A 24,251-nucleotide genomic window follows, 5' to 3' on the forward strand; every position below is an offset into this window, starting at 1 on the left:
AGGCCCTGTCAGGCGCTGTCACTCGGCGAGTTCCTCGGCGAGCGCCCGCAGCGCCAGCCGGTAGGAACCGATCCCGAACCCGGCGACCGTCCCGGTCGCCACGGCCGCGACGACCGAGGTGTGCCGGAACTCCTCACGGGCGTACGGGTTCGAGATGTGCACCTCGATCAGCGGGGCGGTCCGCTGGGCGGCGGCATCCCGCATCCCGTACGAGTAGTGCGTGAACGCGCCGGGGTTGATCACCACCGGGATCGAGCCGTCCGCGGCCTCGTGGAGCCAGCGGATCATCTCGCCCTCGTCGTTGGTCTCCCGGACCTCGACGTCGAAGCCCAGCTCCGCGCCGAGCGTCCGGCAGGACTCGACGAGCCCCTTGTAGGAGGTCGCGCCGTAGATGTCGGGCTCGCGGGAGCCGAGACGGCCCAGGTTGGGGCCGTTCAACACCAGAACCGGACGCGTCTCGCTCACGCGGACACCTCGCCGTACGCCGCGATCAGGACGGCCGGGTCGGGGCCCTCCAGGACGGTCGGCTTGCCGAGCCCGTCGAGCACGATGAAGCGCAGCAGGTCGCCGCGGGACTTCTTGTCGACCCGCATGGTCTCCAGGAGCTTCGGCCACTGGTCGCCGCGGTAGGTGAGCGGCAGGCCGACGGACTCCAGGATCGCCCGGTGCCGGTCGGCGGTGGCGTCGTCGAGCCGCCCGGCGAGGCGGCCGAGCTCGGCGGCGAAGACCATGCCGACGGAGACGGCGGCGCCGTGGCGCCACTTGTACCGCTCGTTCTTCTCGATGGCGTGGGCGAGGGTGTGGCCGTAGTTGAGGATCTCGCGGCGGCCGGACTCCTTGAGATCGCCGGAGACGACCTCGGCCTTGACCTTGATCGAGCGGACGAGCAGCTCGGCGGTGTGCGGTCCGGCCGGGGTGCGGGCGGCCTGCGGGTCCTCCTCGATGAGGTCGAGGATCACCGGGTCGACGATGAAGCCGGCCTTGATGATCTCCGCGAGCCCGCTGACGTAGTCGTGCACCGGCAGCGAGTCCAGCGCCGCGAGGTCGCAGAGGACCCCGGCGGGCGGGTGGAAGGCGCCGACGAGGTTCTTGCCCTCGGCGGTGTTGATGCCGGTCTTGCCGCCGACGGCCGCGTCGACCATGGCCAGGACGGTGGTCGGCACGGCGATCCAGCGGACGCCCCGCAGCCAGGTCGCGGCCACGAAGCCCGCGAGGTCGGTGGTGGCGCCGCCGCCGACGCCGACGACGACGTCGCTGCGGGTGAAGCCGGTCTGACCCAGCGCCTTCCAGCAGTAGGCGGCGACCTCTGCGGTCTTCGCCTCCTCGGCGTTCGGCACCTGGATGGCGACCGCCTCGTAGCCCTGCTCGGCGAGGTCGGCGCGGAGCGCCTCGCCGGTGTCGGCGAGCGCCTCCGGGTGGATCACGGCGACCCGCTTGGCCTGGGTGCCGATCAGGGCGGGCAGCTCACCGAGGAGCTGCCGCCCGACCAGTACCTCGTACGGATCGGTGCCCGCGGATCCGCCGACCTGGATACGGGTCACCTGGTCCTGGTCCGTCATACGTCCTTCAACTCCAGTGCGTCGAGGACCGCCTGGGCGACCTCTTCGGGGGTGCGCTCGTCCGTGCTGACGACGACCCGGGCGACTTCGGTGTACAGATGGCGGCGCGCCTCCATCAGCTCGCGCCACTGGCGGCGCGGGTTGATGGCGAGCAGCGGCCGCGCGGTGTTCAGGCCGACACGGCGGACCGCCTCCTCGACGTCCATCGAGAGGTACGCGACGGGCAGCCCGGTGAGCAGGGCGCGGGTCCCGGCGTCCAGGATCGCGCCGCCGCCGAGGGAGAGGACGCCCTCGTGCTCGGCGACGGCCGCGGCGACCGCGGCCCGCTCCAGGGCGCGGAAGTGGTCCTCGCCGTCCTCGACGAAGATGTCGGAGATCTCGCGTCCTTCGGCGGCGACGATGTCGGCGTCGGTGTCCCGGTAGGGCGCGCCGAGCCGTTCGGCCAGGAGCGCGCCCACCGTGGACTTGCCGGAGCCCATGGGCCCGACGAGGACGACCAGGGGTCCGCCGGTCACCGGATGGTCAGGTTGTCGAGGTACGACTGCACGTTGCGGCGGGTCTCGGGGACGCTGTCGCCGCCGAACTTCTCGACGACCGCGTCCGCGAGGACGAGCGCGACCATGGCCTCGGCGACGATGCCGGCGGCGGGGACGGCGCACACGTCGGAGCGCTGGTGGTGGGCGGCCGCGGTCTCGCCGGTGGCGACGTCGATCGTGGCCAGGGCGCGCGGGACGGTCGCGATCGGCTTCATCGCGGCACGGACGCGCAGCAGCTCGCCGGTGGTCAGACCGCCCTCGGTGCCGCCGGAGCGGCCGGAGGTGCGCTTGATGCCGTCCTCGGTGCGCACGATCTCGTCGTGGGCCTTCGAGCCGGGCACGCGGGCGAGCTCGAAGCCGTCGCCGACCTCGACGCCCTTGATGGCCTGGATGCCCATGAGGGCGGCGGCGAGCCGGGCGTCGAGACGACGGTCCCAGTGGACGTGCGAGCCGAGCCCGACGGGCACGCCGTAGGCGAGGACCTCGACGACGCCGCCGAGGGTGTCGCCGTCCTTGTGGGCCTGGTCGATCTCGGCGACCATCGCCTTCGACGCGTCGGCGTCGAGGCAGCGGACCGGGTCGGCGTCGAGCTTCTCGACGTCGGCGGGGGTCGGGTAGACGCCGTACGGAGCCTTGGCGGCGGCCAGCTCGACGACGTGCGAGACGATCTCGATGCCGGCGGCCTCCTTGAGGAAGGACCGGGCGACGGCGCCGAGGGCGACACGGGCGGCGGTCTCCCGGGCGCTGGCGCGCTCCAGGATCGGCCGGGCCTCGTCGAAGCCGTACTTCTGCATGCCGGCGAGGTCGGCGTGGCCGGGCCGGGGCCGGGTCAGGGGCGCGTTGCGGCCCGTCTCCTTGAGCTCCGAGGGGTCGACCGGGTCGGCCGACATGACCTTCTCCCACTTGGGCCACTCGGTGTTGCCGACCATGACGGCGATCGGGGAACCGAGGGAGAGTCCGTGCCGGACACCGCCGAGGAAGGTGACCTCGTCCTGCTCGAACTTCATGCGGGCGCCACGCCCATAGCCGAGGCGTCGCCGCGCGAGGTGGTCCGCCACCAGCTCAGTGGTGACCGGGACGCCGGCGGGAAGACCCTCCAGCGTCGCGACCAGCGCGGGTCCGTGGGATTCCCCAGCGGTCAGCCAACGCAACCTGCTCAACGATGCTCCTCATGCTCGCGCCTGGGCACTGCGACGACGCGGCCGGGTGCGCGGCCCTGGCCCGCCACCCCTGATCCTCCCACGTCCGGGGGACGAACCGGCCCTCCGGTCCAGCTATCGGACGCGGCGCGATCCGATCGGGGCCTACCGGGCCGCCAGCGCCTGCTCCCCCGCCGCGCGCATGGCGGCGAGTGGGGCCCTCGGGACGCCCGTCATCTGCTCGACCTGGAGGACGGCCTGGTGGACGAGGAGGTCGAGGCCGCCGACGACCTTTCCGCCGCGGTCGGCCCAGGCGGACGCGAGCGGCGTCGGCCAGGGGTCGTACAGGACGTCGAAGAGCGTGCCGACCCGGTCGGGTACGTCGCTCGCCAGGGCGTTCGTGGTGCCGGCCGGGGTGGTCGCGATGACCAGCGGCGCGTCGAAGGCCTCCGCCGCCCGCTCCCAGTCGGCCGTACGGACGTCCACGCCGAGGCGCTCGCCCCAGCCGCGCATCTCCTCGGCCCGCGCCTCGCTCCGTACGTACGCGGTGACGGGGCCCGCGCAGATCCGGGCGAGGGCGGCGAGCGCGGAGGAGGCGGTGGCGCCGGCGCCGAGGACGGCCGCCGACTCCACCTTCTCGACGCCCCGCTCGCTCAGGGCGGCGATCATGCCGGGGATGTCGGTGTTGTCGCCGACCCGGCGCCCGTCCTCCCGGAGGACGACGGTGTTGACGGCCTCCACAGAGGCGGCCGTGTCGCTGATCTCGTCGAGCAGCGGGATGATCGCCCGCTTGAGCGGCATGGTCAGCGAGAGCCCGGCCCAGCTGCTGTCCAGCTCGCCGACGAACCCGGGCAGCGCCGCCTCGTCGACCTCGAAGCGCTCGTACGACCAGCCGTCGAGACCGAGCTCGGCGTACGCGGCCCGGTGCAGGACCGGGGAGAGCGAGTGGGCGATCGGCGAACCGAGGACGGCCGCGCGACGGCCCGTCTCACTGGCCCGTGTTGGCATTGAACTTGTCCCTCAGTGTCTTGAACTGGGCGTAGGTCTTGGCGAACTCGGTCTTGTGCATGCCGTCGGTGGCGACGAAGTAGAGCCAGCCGTCGTTCGTCGGGCTGAGCATGGCGGCCAGCGCGTCGTTGCCCGGGTTGCTGATCGGGCCGGGCGGCAGGCCCCTGTTCGTGTACGTGTTGTACGGGTCCATGTTGGAGTTGGCCTCCTTCTCCGAGATCTTGATCTCGGACTGACCCTTCAGGTAGTTCAAGGACGAGTCGAACTGGAGCTTCTGGTTCGTCTCGGTGTTGTTCGGCTTCAGGCGGTTGTAGACGACCTCGGCCATCTTGCGGAAGTCGTCGTGGGTCTTGCCCTCCGCCTGGACCAGGCTGGCGACCGTGAGCAGCTCCCACGGGTCCTTGACGCCGAGCCCCTGCGCCTTCGCCTCCAGGTCCAGCTTGGTGTACTCCTGATTCGCGCGCGCCACCATCTTGCGGAGCGCGACCTCGGGCTTGCCGCCCTTCGCGACCGGGTAGCTCGCCGGGAAGAGGAATCCTTCGAGCGGGTCCTTGACGTCCTCGTGGTTCTTGGCCCAGTCGGGCAGGCCGAGCGAGTCCGCCTTCGCGAATGCGATCTTCTTCGTGGTGCCGGGCGCGAGGTCGAGACGCTCGTCGAGCTTCTCGTAGACCCAGGCGTTCCGCTTGCCCTCGGGGATGATCAGGTTGGCCTGGCTGGCCGGGTTCAGCATCAGCTTGACCGCGGCCTCGGCCGACATCCCCTTCTTCAGGGTGTAGGCACCCGCCTGGATCGAGAGGCCCTGAGGGTCCTTCTGCTGCGCCGAGACGAAGGCGTCGACGCTCTTCACGACGCCCGCCTTCTTGAGGATGTTGCCGATCTCGTAGCCGCCCGCGGCCTTCGGGATCTCGACCTGGACCTCGCCGCTGCCCGCGCCCACGTAGTCGGGCGCCGCGCCGAACTCGCCCTGCCAGAACTGGTAGCCGAAGTAGCCGACGCCGCCGACGCCGCCCGCGAGGACGAGCGCGACGACCAGGCAGGCCACACCGTTCTTGCCTTTGCGTTTCTTCGCTTTGCTCCGGCGTTCGCGGTCGGGGTCCCGCGAGCCGCGGCCCGGCTCGTCGCCGTAGTCGTCGTAGTCGTCGTAGTCGTCGTCGGAGTCACCGGTGAAGAAGGGGTGCTTCTCCTCCTCCGGCTCCGGGTGCGCCTCTTCCTCCGGCGCCCAGTCGACGACCGGCTCCGGCGGGTTCTGCCGGCGGCCGGGCGGCTGGGGCGGCGGGTACGCCTCGGGCGTGCCGTAGAGGTCCGGGTTCTGGCCGCCGTACGGATCGGCCGGCGGCGCGCCGTAGGCCATCGCCGCCTGGCCGGTCTCCCAGTTGCCGTCGTACTGCTGTGCGGGGTGCCCGGGCGTGTCGTAACCGCCCGGGTACCCCGTCTGGTACTGCTGCGGCTGCTGGTACTGAGGCTGGGCCTGCTGCTGGTACTGGGGATCGACGTACTGCTGCTGGGGCTGCTGGTACTGCTGCTGCGCCTGCTGCTGGTACGGGTCGCCCCCGTAGCCCTGCCCGGCGTGACCGCCCTGGGCGTACGGGTCCACGTAGCCCTGGCCGCCGTGGCCGTACTGGTTCGGCTGCTGCGGGTGCGGGTACTGCTGCTGGCCCTCCCACCCCTGGTCCCCGTAGAGCGGGTCCCCGGGGTGCCACGGTTCGGAGCCAGAGCCCCGGCCATACTCAGTCATCGATCCCCAAAACAGCCGCGAGGCTTCCGGACGATCCGCCTCTACGTAGTGCGGCAGCTGTTCGAACACCGCCGCATCGCGCGGAACGTTACCGTATCGCGATCAGATGACCACTTCGACGCCCTCGCCGGGCGGATTACCTGATACCCGTTCGGACTCAAGAGCGTTCTGAAGGATGATCACAGCGGCGGCCTGGTCGATGACGGACCGCCCCTTCTTCGCCTTCACGCCAGAGGCCCGCAGGCCCTGGGTCGCGGTGACGGTGGTCATCCGCTCGTCGACGAGCCGGACCGGCACCGGGGCGATGCCCTTGGCCATCTCCCGGGCGAAGGCGCGGACCTTGGTCGCGGCCGGGCCCTCCCGCCCGCTGAGCGAGCGGGGCAGACCCACGACGACCTCGATCGGCTCGTACTCCTCGACGATCTGGCGGAGCCGCCGGTGGGCGGCCGGGACGTCACGTCCCGGCACGGTCTCCACTGGCGTCGCGAGGACCCCGTCGGGGTCGCACGAGGCGACCCCGATCCGGGCGTCCCCGACGTCGACCGCGAGACGGCGGCCGCGGCGCATCGTCACGCCGTCTCCACCACGAGGCGCTCGACGGCGGCGATGGCCTCGCCGACGGCCTCCGGGTTCTGGCCGCCGCCCTGGGCGACGTCCGGCTTGCCGCCGCCACCGCCGCCGAGGGTCTTGGCGGCCGTACGGACCAGCTCGCCGGCCTTGAGACCGCGCTCGCGGGCGGCCTCGTTGGTGGCGATGACCGTCAGCGGCTTGCCGCCCACCGTGGTGAACAGGGCCACGACGGTCGGGCGGTCGGAAGGGATACGGCCGCGGACGTCCAGGACCAGCTTGCGGAGGTCGTCGGCGCCGGTGCCGTCCGGGACCTGCCCGGTGACGAGGGCGACGCCGCGGATGTCGCGGGCCGAGTCCACGAGACCGGCGGCGGCCTGGAGGACCTTCTCCGCGCGGAACTTCTCGATCTCCTTCTCGGCGTCCTTCAGCTTGCCGAGCATCGAGGAGATCTTCTCCGGCAGCTCCTCCGGACGGCCCTTGACGAGCTCCTGGAGCTGGGCGACGACCGTGTGCTCGCGGGCGAGGAAGTTGTACGCGTCGACGCCGACGAGGGCCTCGATACGGCGCACGCCGGAGCCGATGGACGACTCGCCGAGCAGCTTCACCAGGCCCAGCTGGGCGGTGTTGCCGACGTGCGTACCGCCGCACAGCTCCTTGGAGAAGTCGCCGATGGTGACGACACGGACCTGCTCGCCGTACTTCTCGCCGAACTCGGCGATGGCGCCCTGGCGCTTGGCCTCGTTGATCGGCATGACCTCGGCGTGGACCTCCAGCTCGCGCGAGAGGACCTCGTTGATCTTCTGCTCGACGTCGGTGAGGACGGCGCCGGGGACGGCGTTCGGCGAGCCGAAGTCGAAGCGGAAGCGGCCGGGCTGGTTCTCGGAACCGGCCTGGGCGGCCGTCGGGCCGAGGGCGTCACGCAGGGCCTGGTGCGTCAGGTGCGTGGCGGAGTGGGCGCGGGCGATGGCCCGGCGGCGCTTGACGTCGATGGTGGCGTAGGCGGTCGAGCCCACGGTCACCTCGCCGACCTGCACGGAGCCCTTGTGGACCGAGACGCCCGGGACCGGCTGCTGGACGTCGCGGACCTCGATGACGGCGCCGCTGTGCAGCTTGATGCGGCCCTGGTCGGCGATCTGGCCGCCGCCCTCGGCGTAGAAGGGGGTGCGGTCGAGGACGACCTCGACCTCGTCGCCCTCGGAGGCGGCCGGCGAGGGGACGCCGTTCACGAGGAGGCCGACGACCGTGGTCTCGCCCTCGGTGTTGGTGTAGCCCGTGAACTGGGTGGCGCCGTTGCCGTCGGCGATCTCCCGGTACGCGGTCATGTCGGCGTGGCCGGTCTTCTTGGCCTTGGCGTCGGCCTTGGCCCGGTCCCGCTGCTCCTTCATCAGGCGGCGGAAGCCGTCCTCGTCCACGGAGAGGCCCTGCTCGGCGGCCATCTCCAGGGTGAGGTCGATCGGGAAGCCCCAGGTGTCGTGGAGCAGGAAGGCCTTCTCGCCGGCGAGGATCGTGCCGCCGGCGGCCTTGGTCTCGGTGACGGCGGTGTCGAGGATGTTCGTGCCGCCCTTGAGGGCCTTGAGGAAGGCGGCCTCTTCGGCGAGGGCGACGGTCTCGATGCGCTTGCGGTCGGTGACCAGCTCCGGGTACTGCTCGCCCATCGTGTTGATCACGGTGTCGACGAGGTCCTGGACGACCGGGCCGGTGGCGCCGAGGAGGCGCATGTTGCGGACGGCGCGGCGCATGATGCGGCGCAGCACGTAGCCGCGGCCCTCGTTGCCGGGGGTGACGCCGTCACCGATGAGCATGACGGAGGTGCGCATGTGGTCGGCGACCACGCGGAGCGACACGTCGCTGTCGTGGGCCTTGCCGTAGGCGACGCCGGTGAGCTCGGTGGCCTTGTCGATGACGACCTGGAGGGTGTCCGTCTCGTACATGTTCTGGACGCCCTGGAGGATCATCGCCAGGCGCTCCAGGCCGAGGCCCGTGTCGATGTTCTTCGACGGCAGCTCGCCGAGGATCGGGAAGTTCTCCTTGTCGGAGCCCTCGCCGCGCTCGTACTGCATGAAGACCAGGTTCCAGATCTCCACGTACCGCTCGTCGTTGACGGCCGGGCCGCCCTCGACGCCGAACTCGGGGCCGCGGTCGTAGTTGATCTCGGAGCACGGGCCGCAGGGGCCGGGGACGCCCATCGACCAGTAGTTGTCCTTCTTGCCGAGGCGCTGGATGCGCTCGGCGGGGACGCCGACGACGTCGCGCCAGATCTGCTCGGCCTCGTCGTCCTCCTGGTAGACGGTGATCCAGAGCTTCTCCGGCTCGAGCCCGTAGCCGCCGTGCTCCACCGGGGTGGTCAGCAGCTCCCAGGCGAGCTTGATGGCGCCTTCCTTGAAGTAGTCACCGAAGGAGAAGTTGCCGCACATCTGGAAGAACGTGCCGTGCCGGGTGGTCTTGCCGACCTCCTCGATGTCCGGCGTGCGCACACACTTCTGCACGCTGGAGGCGCGCGTGAAGGGCGGCTTGACCTCGCCCAGGAAGTAGGGCTTGAACGGCACCATGCCGGCCGGGACGAGCAGCAGAGTCGGGTCGTCCGCGATGAGCGACGCCGAAGGGACGACGGTGTGCCCGCGCTCCTCGAAGAAGCTCAGCCAGCGGCGGCGGATTTCAGCCGACTCCATCAGTGGTCCTCATTCCGGTTGTACGAACTCGAAGGCATCTTGGAAAACGAATAGGTGGTCGGTCGCGCGGCCTGGCCGAGCGCGGCCCTCCGGCGCGGCTCCGGGAGCTCCCGGCCCTGGTCCACGGGGGCGTCAAGGCCGAGCGCCTCACCCAGCTCGGCCTCCCGCTGGACCATGCCCGCCCTCACGTCGAGGGCGAAGTCCTTGAGGCGGTGGCCGGTCTCGAGGGCCTTGTTCGCCGCCTGGGCCGCGAGGCTCTCGGGGGTCAGCTGCTTCAGCTTCCGGTTGACCTTGGTGGTGGCCCACACGCCGGCGGCTGCGCCGGCCGTGAACCAGAACGTGCGGCGGAACATCGCGGCTCAGCCCTTCTGCTTCCGGCGTCGCGAGGACGGCACGGTACGGCCGACGATCACAGTACGGCTGACAGCGCTCCGCGGCGCGTCCTGCGCGTCACGGCCCCGGCCGAGCGCCTTGCGGACGCCGTAGCCGAAGGCGGCCACCTTGACGAGCGGGCCGCCGAAGGTGGAGGCGACGGTCGTGGACAGCGCGGAGGCGTTGGAGGTGACCTCCTGGACGTCCGAGGCGATGGCGTCGACCCGGTCGAGCTGGGTCTGCGCCGAGCGCACGGTCGCAGAGGCGTCGGCCAGCAGGGGAACGGCCTGCTCGGTCACGTCCGCCACCAGCTTGGTGGTCGCCCTGAGCGTCTGCGCCAGCCTCACCAGCACCACGGCGAGGAAGGAGACGAGGATCGCCCAGAACACGGCCACCAGGATCCCGGCAACCTCTCCACCGGTCACTGTGCACCGCTCTCTGCTGTCGTTGGGCCTTGTGAAAAGTCGTCTCCCGACCCTATCGCGCCCGGGCTGTCCTGCCGTACCGCATTACCGCCCGTGGGACGGGAGTTGCGGCAACCCGATTGTACGGAGCGCGTGCGGGTGAGTACGCTCCGTGTCCCATGCGACGGAGCAATCTACCGGCGGAGCTGAACCGGTTCGTCGGACGGGCCGCCGAGCAGGCCGCACTGACGGCGCTCCTCGAGACATCCCGCCTGGTCACGGTCGTGGGCGTCGGCGGGGTCGGCAAGACACGTCTTGCGCTGCGGGCTGCCGCGGGAGCGCAGAAACGCTACGGCGAAGGGGTCCGGCTCGCCGAGCTGGCGCCGCTACGCGACCCGGACCTGGTCGCGTACGCCCTGGTCGAGGCGCTCGGGCTGACCGACCACACGCCGAAGGCACCGCGCGAGGTGCTTGTCGAGCACCTCGCGGAGCGGCGCATGCTGCTGGTCGTGGACGGTTTCGAGCACCTGGTGGAGAGCTGTGCGCCGCTGGTGCGGGAGCTCCTCGCCCACGCGCCCGGTCTCACCGTGCTCGCCGTCGGCCGGCGGCCGCTGCGGATCGCGGGCGAGGCCGTGTTCCCGCTGGCCCCGATGGACGAGGCGGACGCGGTGGCGCTGCTCGCGGAGCGGGCGGCGGAGGCGGGCGCGCCGGTGGTGCCGGTGCACCCGGCGGCCTCGCTCGTCCCGGGTACGGGGACGGTCCTGGCCCCGGAGCCCGGTGCCGCGGCCGTCAAGGAGCTGTGCCGGCGGCTCGACGGCATCCCGCTCGCCCTCGAACTCGCGGCCGGTCGCCTTCCGCTGCTCTCCGTGGAACAGATGCTGCACCGTCTCGACGACCGTTTCCGGCTCCTGACGGACGGCGAGCGCGGGGTCCTCCCCCGCCATCAGACGCTGCGCACCGCGATCGGCTGGAGCCACGAGCTGTGCACCCCCGAGGAGCGGCTGCTGTGGGCGCGGCTCTCGGTGTTCGCCGGCCCCTTCGACCTGGAGGCGGTGGAGTACGTGTGCGGGAGCCGGGAGCTGCCGCCCGAGCGGATCCTCGACCATCTCGGGGGCCTGCTCGCGCAGTCGCTGGTGTCGCGGGAGGACACGCCCGCGGGCCCCGCCTACCGGCTTCTGGACACGGTCGCCGCGTACGGGGCGGAGTGGCTGGCGGCGCTCGGCGACACGGAGCGGATGCGGCGGCGGCACCGCGACTGGTACATGGGGCTCGCCACCTGGTGCGAGCTGGAGTGGTTCAGCCCCCGCCAGCCGGAGGTGGCGGCCCGTACGGACGCGGCGCTGCCCAATCTGCGGGCGGCGCTCGACCTGTGCCTCGAACTCCCGGAGGACGCCCATCTCGCGCAGCACCTGGCGGGCACGCTCTGGTTCGCCTGGGTCGGCTGCGGGCGCCTCTCGGAGGGCCGGCACTGGCTGGAGCGGGCGCTCGCGCTGGAGTCCGGGCACGAGGAGGCCCGGCTCAAGGCGCTGTGGGTGCTCGGGTACGTGGCGGTCCTGCAGGGGGACGGCACGGCCGCGGTGGCGGCGCTCCACGAGTGCGGGGAGCGGGCCCGGTCCTCGCGGAACGCGCTGGCGGAGGCGTACGCGACGCACCGGATGGGCTGTCTGGCGCTGCTCTCGGACGATCTGCCCCGGGCCGAGTCGCTGATCGGGCGGGCCCTGGACTCCTACCGGGAGCTCGGCGAGCTGAACAGCAACGTGCTGATGGGCCAGGTCGAGGTGGCGATGGCCCGGGCCTTCCGGGGCGATCTGGAGGGGGCGGTCGCGATCTGCCGCGAGGTCCGGGAGGTCTGCGAGGAGCGCGGGGAGCTCTGGACCCGGGCCTACGCCCTCTACGTCCTGGCGTACTCGGCGTGGACCCGGGACGCGTTCGGGGAGGCGCGGGAGCTGCTCACCGAGTGCGTCTCGATCAACCACACCTTCCGTGACCTGGTCGGTCTCGTCCTGGCGATCGAGCTGCTCGCGCTCGTGACGGTCAGCGAGGGGGATCCGGCGGAGGCGGCGGTCCTCCAGGGCGCCGTGGTGCCGGTGTGGGACACGGTGGGCATCCGCCTCTTCGGCTCGGAGGCCTTCGACGGGCCGCGGGCGCTGTGCGAGCAGCGGGCGGCGGAGGCCCTGGGTGTGGAGGCGTTCGGCGTCGCGGTCCAGGAGGGCCGGGGTCTCCCGCTCGACGAGGTCGTGGAGCGGGCGCTCGCGAGGCGCCGGGATCCGGCCCTCGGCGGCCGCGCGGATGCGGCGGCCCCGCGTCCGTTCCGTACGGCCAGGTCGGCGGGGGTCCCGGGAACGCGGAAGCCCGCCGGCTCCCCCACCGGTAAGGGCGGGGAAGCGGCGGGCTGAACACCGCGCGGGTGCTACGCCATTGCTGAGATCAGCGGGCGTAGTACTCGACGACCAGCTGCTCGTCGCAGATGACCGGGATTTCCTTGCGGTTCGGGTCGCGGTCGAGGCGGAAGGCCAGGGCCTTCAGGTTGACCTGCAGGTAACGCGGGGTCTCGCCGTCGGCGGCGAAGCCACCCTCACGGGCCATCTCGAACAGCGGCTTGGTGCGGCTGCGCTCGCGGACCATGACGACGTCGTCCGGACGGACACGGAACGACGGCTTGTCGACCTTGCCACCGTTGACCTGGATGTGACCGTGCACGACCATCTGGCGGGCCTGGTAGATGGTGCGGGCGATGCCCGAACGCAGGACCAGGGCGTCGAGGCGACGCTCGAGCTCGACGACCAGCGCCTCGCCCGTCTTGCCCTCGGCCTTCTTGGCGCGGTCGTAGGCGCGCGCCATCTGGCGCTCGCTGATGTCGTACTGGGCGCGCAGACGCTGCTTCTCGAGCAGACGGACCTTGTAGTCCGAGTTCTGCTTGCGGCCACGGCCGTGCTCGCCCGGCGGGTAGGGGCGGGCCTCGAAGTACTTGACGGCCTTCGGGGTCAGCGCGATGCCGAGGGCACGCGACTTCTTGACCTTGGGACGGGACTGGTTCGGCATGAACCAACCTCTCTATCTGAACGAATACGGCTTCACCAGGGTTAGGGGAGGTCGCATCCGCAGCCCGGGAAACCCGTCTGGTCCGTCCGGGGACGGACCTGCCGGGCAGCCGCTCCCAGGTCTGGGCACATACGTGCAGCACGCGAACGACCCATCGCCGCTCCCGGAAATCCGGGTGGTGATGGGTGGCCCGCGACACCTTCGAAGGTGCGCGACGCTCCTGGAAACCCCGCCCGAGGGCCGGGTCTCCGGCTGACTGTCCCGTTCTGGTGGTGCCGACCGAGGTCGGTCACGGGACGCAGCAATCCAGGCAAGTGTACCGGGTCCGCGAGGTGCCCGGTGTCAGCCCCCCTCGCCCTTCAGCCGCTCGCGCACCCGCTCCACCACGTCCGCGTATCTCGCCTCCGCTCCGTGGCGCGTCGGCTCGTAGTACTGGCGGCCGTGGATCGAGTCCGGGGCGTACTGCTGGGCCGCGATGCCGCCCGGTACGTCGTGGGGGTACACGTACCCCTGGGCGTGGCCCAGCTTGGCCGCGCCCTTGTAGTGGCCGTCGCGCAGGTGCGGGGGGACCGAGCCCGCGAGCCCGTTGCGGACGTCGGCCAAGGCGGCGCCGATCGCGGTCGTCGCGGAGTTCGACTTCGGGGCCAGTGCCAGGGCGATGGTGGCGTGGCTCAGGGTGAGGGCCGCCTCGGGGAAGCCGATCATGGCGACGGCCTGGGCGGCGGCGACGGCGATCGGCAGGGCGTTGGGGTCGGCGACGCCGATGTCCTCGCTCGCGGAGATCATCAGACGGCGGGCGATGAAGCGCGGGTCCTCCCCCGCCTCGATCATCCGCGCCAGGTAGTGCAGGGCCGCGTCCACGTCCGAGCCGCGGATCGACTTGATGAGCGCGCTGGCCACGTCGTAGTGCTGGTCGCCGTCCCGGTCGTACTTCACGGCCGCGCGGTCGACGGTCTCCTCGACGGTCTGGAGGGTGATCTCCGGCTCGCCCTTGGCGATCGCCGCGCCCGCCGCCGCCTCCAGGGCGGTCAGGGCCCGGCGGGCGTCGCCGCCGGCGACGCGCAGGAGGTGCGCCTCGGCGTCCTCCGGCAGGGTCACGGCCCCGCCGAGCCCCCGCTCGCCGGTGAGCGCCCGGGCCATCAGGCCCTTCAGGTCCTCGTCGGTCAGCGGCTCCAGGGTGAGGAGCAGGGAGCGGGAGAGGAGCGGGGAGATGACGGAGAAGTACGGGTTCTCGGTGGTGGCGGCGATCAGCGTCACCCAGCGGTTCTCGACGGCCGGCAGGAGCGAGTCCTGCTGGGCCTTGGAGAAGCGGTGGATCTCGTCGAGGAAGAGGACGGTCTCCTTGCCGTAGCCGCCCACCGCGCGCCGGGCGCCGTCGATGACGGCCCGGACCTCCTTGACGCCGGCGGTGATCGCGGACAGCTCCACGAAGCGCTTGTTCGTCGCCTTCGACACGACGTACGCCAGGGTCGTCTTCCCGATTCCCGGCGGGCCCCAGAGGATCACCGAGGAGGCGCCGGCGGGGCCGCCGTCCCCGTCCCCGACGAGTCGGCGCAGCGGCGATCCGGGCTTGAGCAGGTGCTGCTGGCCCACCACCTCGTCGAGGGTGCGGGGGCGCATCCGGACGGCCAGCGGGCTGCTGGCCGGGTCCTTCTCCTGGCGGTCTTCGGCTGCTGCGGTAAAGAGGTCGGGCTCCACAGTGATGAAGCCTAGGTCACCGCACTGACAGCCCGGTCTCCGTCAGCTGGTCCAGAAGTCCCACCAGCGGGTCAGGATCAGCATGCCGATGATCCCGATGTGCAGGACCGGCAGGATCCAGGTGAACTCGTCGAAGAAGGTCTTCAGGCCGCCGGGGGCGGGGATCACGCCGAGGCGCACGTTGTGCGAGGTCACGTACCAGAACATGACGATGGTGGCGACCCAGGCGAGGCAGCACCACAGGCAGAGCGAGTTGATCTCGTACAGCGACTGGTACATCAGCCAGGTGCAGAAGCCGACGCCGAAGAGGGTGCCGGCGTTGAGGCCGAGCCAGTACCAGCGGCGGTAGCGGGCCCCGGCGAGCAGGCCCACGCCGATCGCGATCACCATGGCGTACGTGACGAGGCCGAGCATCGGGTTGGGGAAGCCGAAGGCCGAGGCCTGCTCGCTCTTCATGATGTTGCCGCAGGAGACGATCGGGTTGAGGCTGCAGCCCGGGGTGAAGTTGGGGTCCTCGAGAAGCTTGAACTTGTCGATGGTGATGACCCAGGAGGCGAGCAGTCCGGCCGCTCCGGTGATCACGAGGAGCCACGAGAAGGCCCGGCTCGCCCCGATCGTGCCGCCGCCGTCCCGGCCGGAGCCGACCTCGTCCACCGCTGCCTTCGCCATGTCACCTTTTCCCTCGCTCGACCGGCCTTGTGGGCACGGTCATTCTGCAACACCGACCTGTCGTCCGGCCGTTCGCGGGAGATAAGGAAGGGCCCGGACCAGGGTGTGGTCCGGGCCCTTCCTTACGGCGGATCAGGCCAGCTTGGCCCGTACGGCGTCGACGAGCTCGTCCAGGGCGACGGCCTGCTGCTCGCCGGTCTCCATGTCCTTGAGCTGCACGACGCCCTCGGCGAGGTCGCGCTCACCGGCGACGACGGCGAGGCGGGCACCGGAGCGGTTGGCGTCCTTCATGGCGCCCTTGAGGCCCTTGCCGCCGAAGGAGAAGTCGGCGGCGACGCCGGCCCTGCGGAGCTCGGTGACCTTGCCGAAGAGGAGACGGCGGGCCTCCTCGCCGATGGCGACGGCGAAGACGCTGGTGGCGGCGGGGATGTCGAGCTCGACGCCCTCCGCCTCCAGGGCGAGGACCGTGCGGTCCACGCCGAGCGCCCAGCCCACCGACGGCAGCGCGGGGCCGCCGATCATCTCGGAGAGGCCGTCGTAGCGGCCGCCGCCGCCGACCGCCGACTGCGAGCCGAGACCGCCGTGGACGAACTCGAAGGTGGTCCGGGTGTAGTAGTCGAGGCCGCGCACCAGCTTCGGGTCGTCCTCGAAGACGACGCCCGCCGCGGTGATCAGGGCGCGCACCTCCTCGTGGTACGCCTTGCACGCGTCGCACAGGTAGTCACGCAGGAGCGGCGCGTCCGTCAGCTGCTTCTGCACGGCCTCGCGCTTGTCGTCCAGGACGCGCAGCGGGTTGATCTCGGCGCGGCGCAGGGTCTCCTCGTCCAGGTCGAGCCCACGCAGGAAGTTCTGCAGGGCCTCCCGGTAGACGGGGCGGCACTCCTTGTCGCCGAGCGAGTTCAGCAGGATGCGGAAGTTCCGCAGGCCCAGCGAGCGGTACGCCTCGTCGGCCAGGATGATCAGCTCGGCGTCGAGCGCCGGGTCCTCGGCACCGATCGCCTCGGCGCCGACCTGGGAGAAGTGCCTGTAGCGGCCCTTCTGCGGGCGCTCGTAGCGGTAGTACGAGCCGGAGTACCAGAGCTTGACCGGCAGGTTGCCCTGCTTGTGGAGGTTCGCCTCCAGGGCGGCGCGCAGCACGGAGGCGGTGCCCTCGGGACGCAGGGCGAGCTTGTCGCCGCCCTTGGTCTCGAAGGCGTACATCTCCTTGCTGACGATGTCGGTGGACTCGCCGACGCCGCGGGCGAAGAGGTTCACGTCCTCGAAGCCGGGGGTCTCGACGTAGCCGTAGCCGGACTTGCGCAGCGGTCCGGAGATCGCGTCCCGGACCGCCAGGTACTTGGCGGAGTAGGGCGGGATCAGGTCGTACGTGCCCTTGGGGGCCTTGAAGGTGCTCACGAAAGTCGTCACATTCCTCGTCGGGGAGCGTCCGTGCTCCCGAGGCCGGCTGCCACGTCCCGCAGGTAGGGGTTCGTGGCGCGCTCCTGGCCGATGGTCGTCTGGGGACCGTGTCCCGACAGCACCACGGTCGAGTTGTCGAGCGGCAGGCACACGCGGGCCAGCGACGCGAGCATCTCGTCCATGTCACCGCCGGGAAGGTCGGTGCGTCCGATGGAGCCGGCGAACAGCAGATCCCCGGAGAAGAACACGGAGGGGATCTCCGTGGTCTCGGGCATCCGGAAGGTCACCGACCCCTTGGTATGACCGGGCGCGTGGGCGACGGAGAACTCCAGACCGGCGAGCTTCAGCTGGGAGCCGTCGGTGAGCTCACGCACGTCGTCGGGCTCTCCCACGGTCAGCTCGCCCATGAGAGGCATCCCGATGGAGCGGCCGAGGGCCTTCTCCGGGTCGCTCATCATGTAGCGGTCGGACGGGTGGATCCACGCGGGGACGTCATGGGCGCCGCACACCGGGACGACGGAGGCGACGTGGTCGATGTGTCCATGGGTGAGGACGACGGCGACGGGCTTGAGCCGATGCTTCTTCAGCGTCTCCTCGACACCCTGGGTGGCCTGGTGGCCCGGGTCGATGATCACGCACTCCTCGCCTGCGGCGGGGGCGACCAGATAGCAGTTGGTCCCCCAGGCCCCGGCGGGGAACCCGGCAATCAGCACGTTCGTCCTTAGTTGTCGTCCGGCACGCGGGCGCGGAACTCGTGGAAACACGGAATGCGGCAGATCAGAGCCTACCGGCGGTGCCGGTTCCACAGCCAACCCGTATACGGTACGGGCACATCCGGCCAGGACAGGAACAACCGAGCGACAGGAGCGGACCCGGTGGTCACCAGCGATCAGCGGCGGCGGCAGCTTGCCAGGGAGAAGTACGCGCGGCAGCAGCAGCGGCGGGAGGAGAACCGGCGCAAGGCGAAGCGCCGCAACACCGTCATCGCGGCTGCCCTCGCGGTGGTGCTGGCCGCGGGCGGCGCCGTCTACGCCTCCGTGGCGCTGACGGACGACTCCTCGAAGGGCTCGGACAACGTGGCGAGCGACACGCCCACCACCCCGGCGCCCACGGAGAGCGAGTCGGCGAGCCCGGAGCCGAAGCTGACCGTGGACCAGAAGGCCACGTACGCCATGGCCCTGAAGACCAACGAGGGCGAGATCACGATCACCATGGAGGCGGCGAAGACGCCGCACACGGTGAACTCCTTCAAGCACCTCGCCGACAAGAAGTACTTCGACGGGACCAAGTGCCACCGCCTCACGACGGACGGCATCTACGTGCTCCAGTGCGGCGACCCCAAGGGCGACGGCACCGGCGGCCCGGGCTACACGATCCCCGACGAGAACCTGACCGCCCTCGGCAAGGCGGGCGCGGACGGCACGGTCACCTTCCCGGCCGGCACGGTCGCCATGGCCAACACGGGGCAGCCGGGCACAGGCGGCTCGCAGTTCTTCCTCGTCTACAAGGACACCAAGCTGCCGCCGGCCTACACCCCCTTCGGGAAGATCGACGCGGCGGGCCTGAAGGCGGTCCAGGACGTGGCGAAGGCCGGTGTCGAGGGCGGCGCCACGGACGGCGCCCCGAAGAAGCCGGTCACCATCGAGAAGGCGACCGTCACGAAGAAGTGAGCCCGCTCGTCCGCACGCGCGCGTGACCGTCCAATCTCGGTCGCGCTGAGTGCGGACAGCCGGGCCGCCGTTCGCCTAGATTGGCGTTGTGCAGCGTGGGCCGTCGGCCGCGCTGCGATGGCGGGCGAGGCCCGCCGGGAAACTGTGGACGATGCCCGGGGGTACGACCCCGCGACGGCATCATGGTGAGGAGGCGCTGTGAGCAGCGACCCGTGGGGCCGTGTCGACGAGACGGGCACCGTGTACGTGCGGACGGCCGAGGGCGAGAAGGTCGTCGGATCGTGGCAGGCCGGCACCCCTGAGGAGGCCCTGGCCTACTTCGAGCGCAAGTACGAGGGCTTGGTTGTCGAGATCGGCCTCCTCGAGAAGCGGGTGAGGACCACCGACCTCTCGGCGAAGGACGCCACCGCGGCGATCGAGCACATCCGGCAGCAGGTCGACGAGCACCACGCCGTCGGTGACCTGGCCGCGCTCGCGACCCGTCTCGACAAGCTCGTCGAGTCGGTGGACTCGCGCCGCGAGGAGCGCAAGGCCCAGAAGGCCAAGCAGACCGACGAGGCGCGCAACGCCAAGGAGAAGCTCGTCACCGAGGCCGAGGAGCTGGCCCAGAGCGAGCAGTGGCGCTCGGCGGGCGAGCGGCTGCGGGCGCTCGTGGACACCTGGAAGGGCCTTCCCCGGCTCGACCGCAAGTCCGACGACGAGCTGTGGCACCGCTTCTCGCACGCCCGCTCGGCGTTCTCGAAGCGGCGCAAGGCGCACTTCGCGTCGCTCGACGCCCAGCGCGAGGACGCCCGCAAGGCGAAGGAGCGTCTGGTCGCCGAGGCGGAGTCGCTGTCGAACTCCAGCGACTGGGGCAACACGGCGGCCCGCTACCGCGAGCTGATGGCGGAGTGGAAGGCGGCCGGCCGGGCCCAGCGCGAGCACGAGGACGACCTGTGGAACCGCTTCCGCGGCGCCCAGGACGTCTTCTTCGCGGCGCGCAGCGAGGTCTTCGCCGAGCGGGACGCGGAGCAGACCGAGAACCTCAAGCTGAAGGAGGAGCTCGCGACCGAGGCCGAGAAGCTGGTGCCGGTGACGGACCTGAAGGCTGCGCGCGCCGCCTTCCGTTCCCTCAACGAGCGCTGGGAGGCCATCGGCCACGTCCCGCGTGACGCCCGTCCCAAGGTCGAGGGCCGGATGCACACGGTGGAGCGGGCGATCCAGGAGGCCGAGGAGGCCGAGTGGCGCCGGACGAACCCGGAGGCGCGTGCGCGTGCCGCCGGTCTGACCGGTCAGCTCCAGGACGCCGTGGAGAAGCTGCGCAAGCAGATCGACGCGGCCCGTGCCGCCGGCAACGACGCCAAGGCCGACAAGCTGGCCCGTGAGCTGGAGGGCCGTCAGGCCCTGCTCGACCAGGCGCTGAAGGGCCTGGAGGAGTTCGGCGGCTGATGCCGTAGCTCCTTCTCGCGTACGAGGAAGGCCCCCGGCATCGCGCCGGGGGCCTTCCTCGTGGGTGCTGTTACGGCCGGCGGGCCGAGGTCACGCGGTAGACGTCGTAGACGCCCTCCACGCCCCGTACGGCCTTCAGGACGTGGCCCAGGTGCTTCGGGTCGCCCATCTCGAAGGTGAAGCGGGAGGTGGCCACCCGGTCGCGGGAGGTCTGGACGGCCGCCGAGAGGATGTTGACGTGCTGGTCCGAGAGGACCCGGGTGACGTCGGAGAGGAGCCGGGAGCGGTCCAGGGCCTCGACCTGGATGGCGACGAGGAAGACCGAGGACTGGGTCGGGGCCCACTCGACCTCCAGGATCCGCTCCGGCTCGCGGGACAGCGACTCCACGTTGACGCAGTCGCTGCGGTGAACCGATACGCCGCTGCCCCGGGTGACGAACCCGATGATCGGGTCGCCGGGCACGGGCGTGCAACAGCGGGCCAGCTTCACCCAGACGTCCTCGACGCCCTTGACGACGACACCGGGGTCGGCGCTGGAGCGGCGCTTGGACCGGCCTCGGGTCGGCGGGGCGGCCTCCTCGATGTCCTCGGTGGCGGCCTCCTCGCCGCCGAGCGCCTGGACCAGCTTCTGCACGATGGACTGGGCGGTGACATGGCCCTCGCCGATCGCCGCGTACAGCGAGGAGATGTCGGTGTAGCGCATCTCGTGGGCGAGGGTGACGAGGGAGTCACCGGTCAGGATCCGCTGGATCGGCAGGTTCTGCTTGCGCATGGCCCGCGCGATGGCGTCCTTGCCCTGCTCGATGGCCTCGTCGCGGCGCTCCTTGGAGAACCAGGCGCGGATCTTGTTGCGGGCGCGCGGGGACTTGACGAAGCCCAGCCAGTCGCGGGAGGGCCCGGCGCCGGCGGCCTTGGAGGTGAAGACCTCGACCAGGTCGCCGTTGTCGAGGGTCGATTCGAGCGGCACGAGCCGCCCGTTGACCCGCGCCCCTATCGTGCGGTGGCCGACCTCGGTGTGGACCGCGTACGAGAAGTCGACGGGGGTGGCGCCGGCGGGCAGCGCGATGACGTCGCCCTTCGGCGTGAAGACGAAGACCTCGTTGCGGGAGAGGTCGAAGCGCAGGGACTCCAGGAACTCGCTGGGGTCCTCGGTCTCCTTCTGCCAGTCGAGGAGCTGGCGCAGCCACGCCATGTCGTTGAGGTGGTCGTCCTTGCCGGCCTTCTTCGGCACGTCGGCGCGGACCTTGGAGGCGCCGGCGACGGCCTCCTGCTTGTACTTCCAGTGCGCGGCGATGCCGTACTCGGCGCGCCGGTGCATGTCGAAGGTCCGGATCTGGAGCTCGACGGGCTTGCCGTTGGGCCCGATGACCGTCGTGTGCAGCGACTGGTACATGTTGAACTTCGGCATCGCGATGTAGTCCTTGAACCGGCCGGGGACCGGGTTCCATCGCGCGTGGACGGTGCCGAGGGCCGCGTAGCAGTCGCGGACGGTGTCCACGAGGACGCGGATGCCGACCAGGTCGTAGATCTCCGCGAAGTCACGGCCGCGGACGATCATCTTCTGGTAGACGCTGTAGTAGTGCTTGGGGCGGCCGGTGACGGTGGCCTTGATGCGGGCGGCCCGCAGGTCGGCCTGGACCTCGTCGGTCACTATGGCGAGGTACTCGTCCCGCTTGGGGGCGCGCTCGGCGACGAGCCGGACGATCTCGTCGTACATCTTGGGGTAGAGGATCGCGAAGGCGAGGTCCTCCAGTTCCCACTTGATGGTGTTCATGCCCAGGCGGTGGGCCAGGGGCGCGTAGATCTCGAGGGTCTCGCGGGCCTTCTTCTCCTGCTTCTCCCGCTTGAGGTAGCGCATGGTGCGCATGTTGTGCAGGCGGTCGGCGAGCTTGATGACCAGGACGCGCGGGTCCTTGGCCATGGCGACGACCATCTTGCGGACGGTCTCGGCCTGCGCGGCCTCGCCGAACCTGACCTTGTCGAGCTTGGTGACGCCGTCGACGAGGAGCGTGACCTGGTCGCCGAAGTCGCGGCGCAGGTCCTCCAGGCCGTACTCGGTGTCCTCGACGGTGTCGTGGAGCAGTCCGGCCATCAGGGTCGCCGGGTCCATGCCGAGCTCGGCGAGGATCGTGGTGACGGCGAGCGGGTGCGTGATGTACGGGTCGCCGCTCTTGCGCTTCTGGCCGCGGTGCCAGCGCTCGGCGACCTGGTAGGCCCGCTCGACCTGGCGGAGCGTCGCCGTCTCGATCTTGGGGTCGTTGGAGCGGACGATCCGCAGCAGCGGTTCGAGGACCGGGTTGTACGGGGAGGAGCGCTGGACGCCGAGCCGGGCGAGGCGGGCGCGGACGCGGTTGGACGAGCCGCCCGAGCGGGCGGGCGCGGGCCGCTCGGGGGCGGCGGGCGCGGGGGCGGGCGCAGCAGGCGTGGGCCCGGTCTCCGCTGGCTTGTTCTGGGGCGTGCCGGCCCCCGGCGCGGCCTTCTCGGCCTTCGGGTCGGGCTGCGCGGCGGAGAGTGACTGGGCCTCGTCTGGCAAGAGCGCTCCTCGTGCGGTGCCGGGTCCCCCGGTCAGGCCCGGAAAGGCCATGGTATCGAGCCAACCGTGCCCGTGCTCACGCGCCCGGGTTTCGGACGGCTCCCGGGCGGGCAGCGCCTCGGTTCCGGGGGACGTACGGGAGAACGCGAAGGGGCGCCCCGGGGATTCCCCGGAGCGCCCCGATCGGGGTGAACCCCGATGTCAGACCGTGATCAGCGCCGTGAGCGGCGCATCGCCCAGGGCCGGTTCCAGCCGGGCGCGGCCCGGGAGGAAGCCGAGCTCCATGAGGACGGCGACGCCCGCGACCTCGGCGCCCGCGCGGCGGATCAGCTCGATGGAGGCCTCGGCCGTGCCACCGGTGGCGAGGACGTCGTCGATGACCATGACGCGGTCGCCCGCGGCCAGGTCCTCGGCGTGCACCTCGATCTCGGCGGTGCCGTACTCCAGCTCGTACGCCTGGCGGAGCGTGGCCCCGGGGAGCTTGCCGGCCTTGCGGACCGGGATGAAGCCCAGGCCCGCGCGGACGGCCACCGGGGCGGCCAGGATGAAGCCGCGGGCCTCCAGGCCGACGATCTTCGTCGCGCCGTGCGCGGAGCACAGCGCGGCGAGGGAGTCGGTCAGCGCCGTGAACGCCGCCGGGTCCGCGAGCAGCGGCGTGATGTCCTTGAACAGCACGCCCGGCTTCGGGTAGTCGGGGACGTCACGGATGCGGCTGAGCAGGAGCTCGGTGACGCCCTGGGCCTCGGCGGTCATCCTCGGCGCTCCTGGGAGCCGCGACGGCCGGCCCGGGGGCCGACGACGGCGGCCTCGGCGGACAGGTCGTCCGCCGCGTCCAGCGACTCGCCCTTGGCGGCGTCGCTGGCGCGCTTGGCCAGGATGCGCTTCCTGAGCGCCTTGATCGACGGCTCGCGCTCCTTGAGGTCCGCAACGAGCGGGGTGGCGATGAAGATCGAGGAGTACGCACCGGCGGCGAGACCCACGAACAGCGACAGCGAGATGTCGTTGAGCATGCCGGCGCCGAGGACGCCGCCACCGATGAAGAGCAGGCCGGCGACCGGGAGCAGCGCGACGACGGTGGTGTTGATCGAACGGACCAGGGTGCCGTTGATCGAGCGGTTGGCCAGCTCGCTGTAGGTGAAGCGGGTCTGCTTCGTGATGTCCTTCGTCTGCTCCTTGAGGGAGTCGAAGACGACGACGGTGTCGTACAGCGAGTAGCCGAGGATCGTCAGCAGACCGATGACCGTACCGACGGTGACCTCGAAGCCGACCAGGGAGTAGATGCCCACCGTGATCGTGAGGTCGTGGATGAGGGCGACGAGTGCCGCGACCGCCATTCTCCACTCGAAGGCGATGGCCAGGTAGATCACCACGAGGATCATGAAGACCCCGAGGCCGGTCCAGGCCTTGGTGGCGATCTGCTCACCCCAGCTGGGGCCGACGAGCTCGGCCGCGATCTTCTCCTCGGGGACGTTCAGGTCCTTGGAGAGCTCCGCGCGGACCTGGTCGGACTTGGCGGTGTCGAGGCCGCCGACCTGGATGCGCAGGGAGCCGTTGCCGAGCTTCTGGACGATCGCGTCGTGGCCGGAGGCCTCTTCCGCGTACTCCTGCGCCTGGCTGACGGAGACTTCCGACTTCGGGGTGGTGAAGACGGCTCCGCCCTGGAACTCGATGCCCATGTTGAGGCCGCGGACGGCCAGGGCGACGATGGCGGTGATGGTGATCAGGATGGACAGGCCATACCAGATCTTGCGGTTGCCGATGAAGTCGTAACCGACCTCACCGCGGTGGAGCCGGGCGCCGAGATCGCCGAGCTTCGACATC

General features: G+C 71.1%; 21 protein-coding genes. 3 read left to right on the plus strand and 18 right to left on the minus strand.

The window, feature by feature from the left end:
• Positions 1-18 precede the first annotated feature (18 nt).
• From aroQ to AC07AW_RS21670, 10 genes are all read right to left on the minus strand, one after another.
• On the minus strand, positions 19-465 hold the full coding sequence (gene aroQ / locus AC07AW_RS21625; protein WP_478817104.1) for a type II 3-dehydroquinate dehydratase: 447 nt from the start codon (positions 463-465) through the stop codon (positions 19-21).
• Entirely contained in the window at positions 462-1,559 is a 1,098-nt protein-coding gene (gene aroB / locus AC07AW_RS21630) for a 3-dehydroquinate synthase (RefSeq protein ID WP_184932496.1), read from the minus strand. Before aroB ends, aroQ begins: the two co-directional genes overlap by 4 nt.
• On the minus strand, positions 1,556-2,074 hold the full coding sequence (locus tag AC07AW_RS21635; RefSeq protein ID WP_478817105.1) for a shikimate kinase: 519 nt from the start codon (positions 2,072-2,074) through the stop codon (positions 1,556-1,558). The genes aroB and AC07AW_RS21635 overlap by 4 nt, the downstream gene beginning before the upstream one ends.
• Positions 2,071-3,255 (minus strand): chorismate synthase, encoded by a 1,185-nt coding sequence (aroC, locus tag AC07AW_RS21640; protein ID WP_478817106.1) that lies wholly within the window; start codon positions 3,253-3,255, stop codon positions 2,071-2,073. Before aroC ends, AC07AW_RS21635 begins: the two co-directional genes overlap by 4 nt.
• A gap of 144 nt (positions 3,256-3,399) precedes the next feature.
• The gene (locus tag AC07AW_RS21645; RefSeq protein WP_478817107.1) at positions 3,400-4,242 is read right to left on the minus strand and encodes a shikimate dehydrogenase; all 843 of its coding nucleotides are present in this window, start codon (positions 4,240-4,242) and stop codon (positions 3,400-3,402) included.
• On the minus strand, positions 4,223-5,977 hold the full coding sequence (gene mltG / locus AC07AW_RS21650) for an endolytic transglycosylase MltG (RefSeq protein WP_478817108.1): 1,755 nt from the start codon (positions 5,975-5,977) through the stop codon (positions 4,223-4,225). Before mltG ends, AC07AW_RS21645 begins: the two co-directional genes overlap by 20 nt.
• Positions 5,978-6,079: 102 nt before the next feature.
• A complete protein-coding gene (gene ruvX / locus AC07AW_RS21655) occupies positions 6,080-6,544 on the minus strand; it encodes a Holliday junction resolvase RuvX (RefSeq protein WP_030693079.1) in 465 nt (154 codons plus the stop codon).
• A 2-nt stretch (positions 6,545-6,546) separates the two neighbouring features.
• Positions 6,547-9,216: an alanine--tRNA ligase gene (alaS, locus tag AC07AW_RS21660; RefSeq protein WP_478817109.1), complete on the minus strand. Its 2,670-nt coding sequence runs from the start codon at positions 9,214-9,216 to the stop codon at positions 6,547-6,549.
• Complete coding sequence (locus tag AC07AW_RS21665; RefSeq protein WP_478817110.1) at positions 9,216-9,569, minus strand: DUF6167 family protein; 354 nt, start codon at positions 9,567-9,569, stop codon at positions 9,216-9,218. Before AC07AW_RS21665 ends, alaS begins: the two co-directional genes overlap by 1 nt.
• Before the next feature lie 6 nt (positions 9,570-9,575).
• Positions 9,576-10,013, minus strand: a complete 438-nt coding sequence (locus tag AC07AW_RS21670) for a DUF948 domain-containing protein (RefSeq protein WP_478817111.1) — start codon at positions 10,011-10,013, stop codon at positions 9,576-9,578.
• A gap of 158 nt (positions 10,014-10,171) precedes the next feature.
• Here AC07AW_RS21670 and AC07AW_RS21675 point away from each other — a divergent pair, with 158 nt between their 5' ends.
• Positions 10,172-12,388: an ATP-binding protein gene (locus tag AC07AW_RS21675; protein ID WP_478817112.1), complete on the plus strand. Its 2,217-nt coding sequence runs from the start codon at positions 10,172-10,174 to the stop codon at positions 12,386-12,388.
• Positions 12,389-12,419: 31 nt separating this feature from the next.
• Here the strand turns inward: AC07AW_RS21675 and rpsD are convergent, their stop codons facing one another.
• The 5 genes from rpsD to AC07AW_RS21700 all read right to left on the minus strand — a co-directional run bounded on the left by rpsD (position 12,420) and on the right by AC07AW_RS21700 (position 17,512).
• Positions 12,420-13,034, minus strand: a complete 615-nt coding sequence (rpsD, locus tag AC07AW_RS21680) for a 30S ribosomal protein S4 (RefSeq protein WP_015032311.1) — start codon at positions 13,032-13,034, stop codon at positions 12,420-12,422.
• 342 nt (positions 13,035-13,376) lie between these two features.
• Positions 13,377-14,732 carry a replication-associated recombination protein A gene (locus tag AC07AW_RS21685; RefSeq protein ID WP_478817113.1) on the minus strand — a complete coding sequence of 452 codons (1,356 nt, stop codon included), beginning with the start codon at positions 14,730-14,732 and terminating at the stop codon, positions 13,377-13,379.
• Positions 14,733-14,774: 42 nt separating this feature from the next.
• Positions 14,775-15,401, minus strand: a complete 627-nt coding sequence (locus AC07AW_RS21690) for a vitamin K epoxide reductase family protein (protein ID WP_478817114.1) — start codon at positions 15,399-15,401, stop codon at positions 14,775-14,777.
• Between the two features lie 132 nt (positions 15,402-15,533).
• Positions 15,534-16,796: a histidine--tRNA ligase gene (hisS, locus tag AC07AW_RS21695; RefSeq protein WP_478817115.1), complete on the minus strand. Its 1,263-nt coding sequence runs from the start codon at positions 16,794-16,796 to the stop codon at positions 15,534-15,536.
• A gap of 8 nt (positions 16,797-16,804) precedes the next feature.
• Positions 16,805-17,512, minus strand: a complete 708-nt coding sequence (locus tag AC07AW_RS21700) for an MBL fold metallo-hydrolase (protein WP_369143169.1) — start codon at positions 17,510-17,512, stop codon at positions 16,805-16,807.
• Between the two features lie 162 nt (positions 17,513-17,674).
• Between AC07AW_RS21700 and AC07AW_RS21705 the strand changes: the two genes are divergently transcribed.
• Positions 17,675-18,469 carry a peptidylprolyl isomerase gene (locus AC07AW_RS21705; RefSeq protein WP_478817116.1) on the plus strand — a complete coding sequence of 265 codons (795 nt, stop codon included), beginning with the start codon at positions 17,675-17,677 and terminating at the stop codon, positions 18,467-18,469.
• Between the two features lie 198 nt (positions 18,470-18,667).
• Entirely contained in the window at positions 18,668-19,897 is a 1,230-nt protein-coding gene (locus AC07AW_RS21710) for a DUF349 domain-containing protein (protein ID WP_478817117.1), read from the plus strand.
• A 70-nt stretch (positions 19,898-19,967) separates the two neighbouring features.
• Here the strand turns inward: AC07AW_RS21710 and AC07AW_RS21715 are convergent, their stop codons facing one another.
• The 3 genes from AC07AW_RS21715 to secF form a co-directional block, all read right to left on the minus strand.
• Positions 19,968-22,430, minus strand: coding sequence for a RelA/SpoT family protein (locus AC07AW_RS21715; RefSeq protein ID WP_478817118.1), 2,463 nt, complete (start codon positions 22,428-22,430; stop codon positions 19,968-19,970).
• Positions 22,431-22,631: 201 nt separating this feature from the next.
• Positions 22,632-23,183, minus strand: coding sequence for an adenine phosphoribosyltransferase (locus AC07AW_RS21720; RefSeq protein WP_478817119.1), 552 nt, complete (start codon positions 23,181-23,183; stop codon positions 22,632-22,634).
• Positions 23,180-24,250: a protein translocase subunit SecF gene (gene secF / locus AC07AW_RS21725; protein WP_478817120.1), complete on the minus strand. Its 1,071-nt coding sequence runs from the start codon at positions 24,248-24,250 to the stop codon at positions 23,180-23,182. The genes AC07AW_RS21720 and secF overlap by 4 nt, the downstream gene beginning before the upstream one ends.
• Between the last annotated feature and the right edge of the window lies 1 nt (position 24,251).

The sequence above is a fragment of the Streptomyces sp. NPDC044003 genome (genome assembly GCF_056435185.1).

What these genes read in the sequence shown, in the direction of transcription:
- AC07AW_RS21645 (WP_478817107.1), bottom strand. Translation starts at nt 4,242, where the DNA reads ATGCCAACACGGGCCAGTGAGACGGGCCGTCGCGCGGCCGTCCTCGGT.
- AC07AW_RS21720 (WP_478817119.1), bottom strand. Translation starts at nt 23,183, where the DNA reads ATGACCGCCGAGGCCCAGGGCGTCACCGAGCTCCTGCTCAGCCGCATC.
- mltG (WP_478817108.1), bottom strand. Translation starts at nt 5,977, where the DNA reads ATGACTGAGTATGGCCGGGGCTCTGGCTCCGAACCGTGGCACCCCGGG.
- AC07AW_RS21665 (WP_478817110.1), bottom strand. Translation starts at nt 9,569, where the DNA reads ATGTTCCGCCGCACGTTCTGGTTCACGGCCGGCGCAGCCGCCGGCGTG.
- alaS (WP_478817109.1), bottom strand. Translation starts at nt 9,216, where the DNA reads ATGGAGTCGGCTGAAATCCGCCGCCGCTGGCTGAGCTTCTTCGAGGAG.
- secF (WP_478817120.1), bottom strand. Translation starts at nt 24,250, where the DNA reads ATGTCGAAGCTCGGCGATCTCGGCGCCCGGCTCCACCGCGGTGAGGTC.
- aroB (WP_184932496.1), bottom strand. Translation starts at nt 1,559, where the DNA reads ATGACGGACCAGGACCAGGTGACCCGTATCCAGGTCGGCGGATCCGCG.
- rpsD (WP_015032311.1), bottom strand. Translation starts at nt 13,034, where the DNA reads ATGCCGAACCAGTCCCGTCCCAAGGTCAAGAAGTCGCGTGCCCTCGGC.
- ruvX (WP_030693079.1), bottom strand. Translation starts at nt 6,544, where the DNA reads ATGCGCCGCGGCCGCCGTCTCGCGGTCGACGTCGGGGACGCCCGGATC.
- AC07AW_RS21675 (WP_478817112.1), top strand. Translation starts at nt 10,172, where the DNA reads ATGCGACGGAGCAATCTACCGGCGGAGCTGAACCGGTTCGTCGGACGG.
- AC07AW_RS21690 (WP_478817114.1), bottom strand. Translation starts at nt 15,401, where the DNA reads ATGGCGAAGGCAGCGGTGGACGAGGTCGGCTCCGGCCGGGACGGCGGC.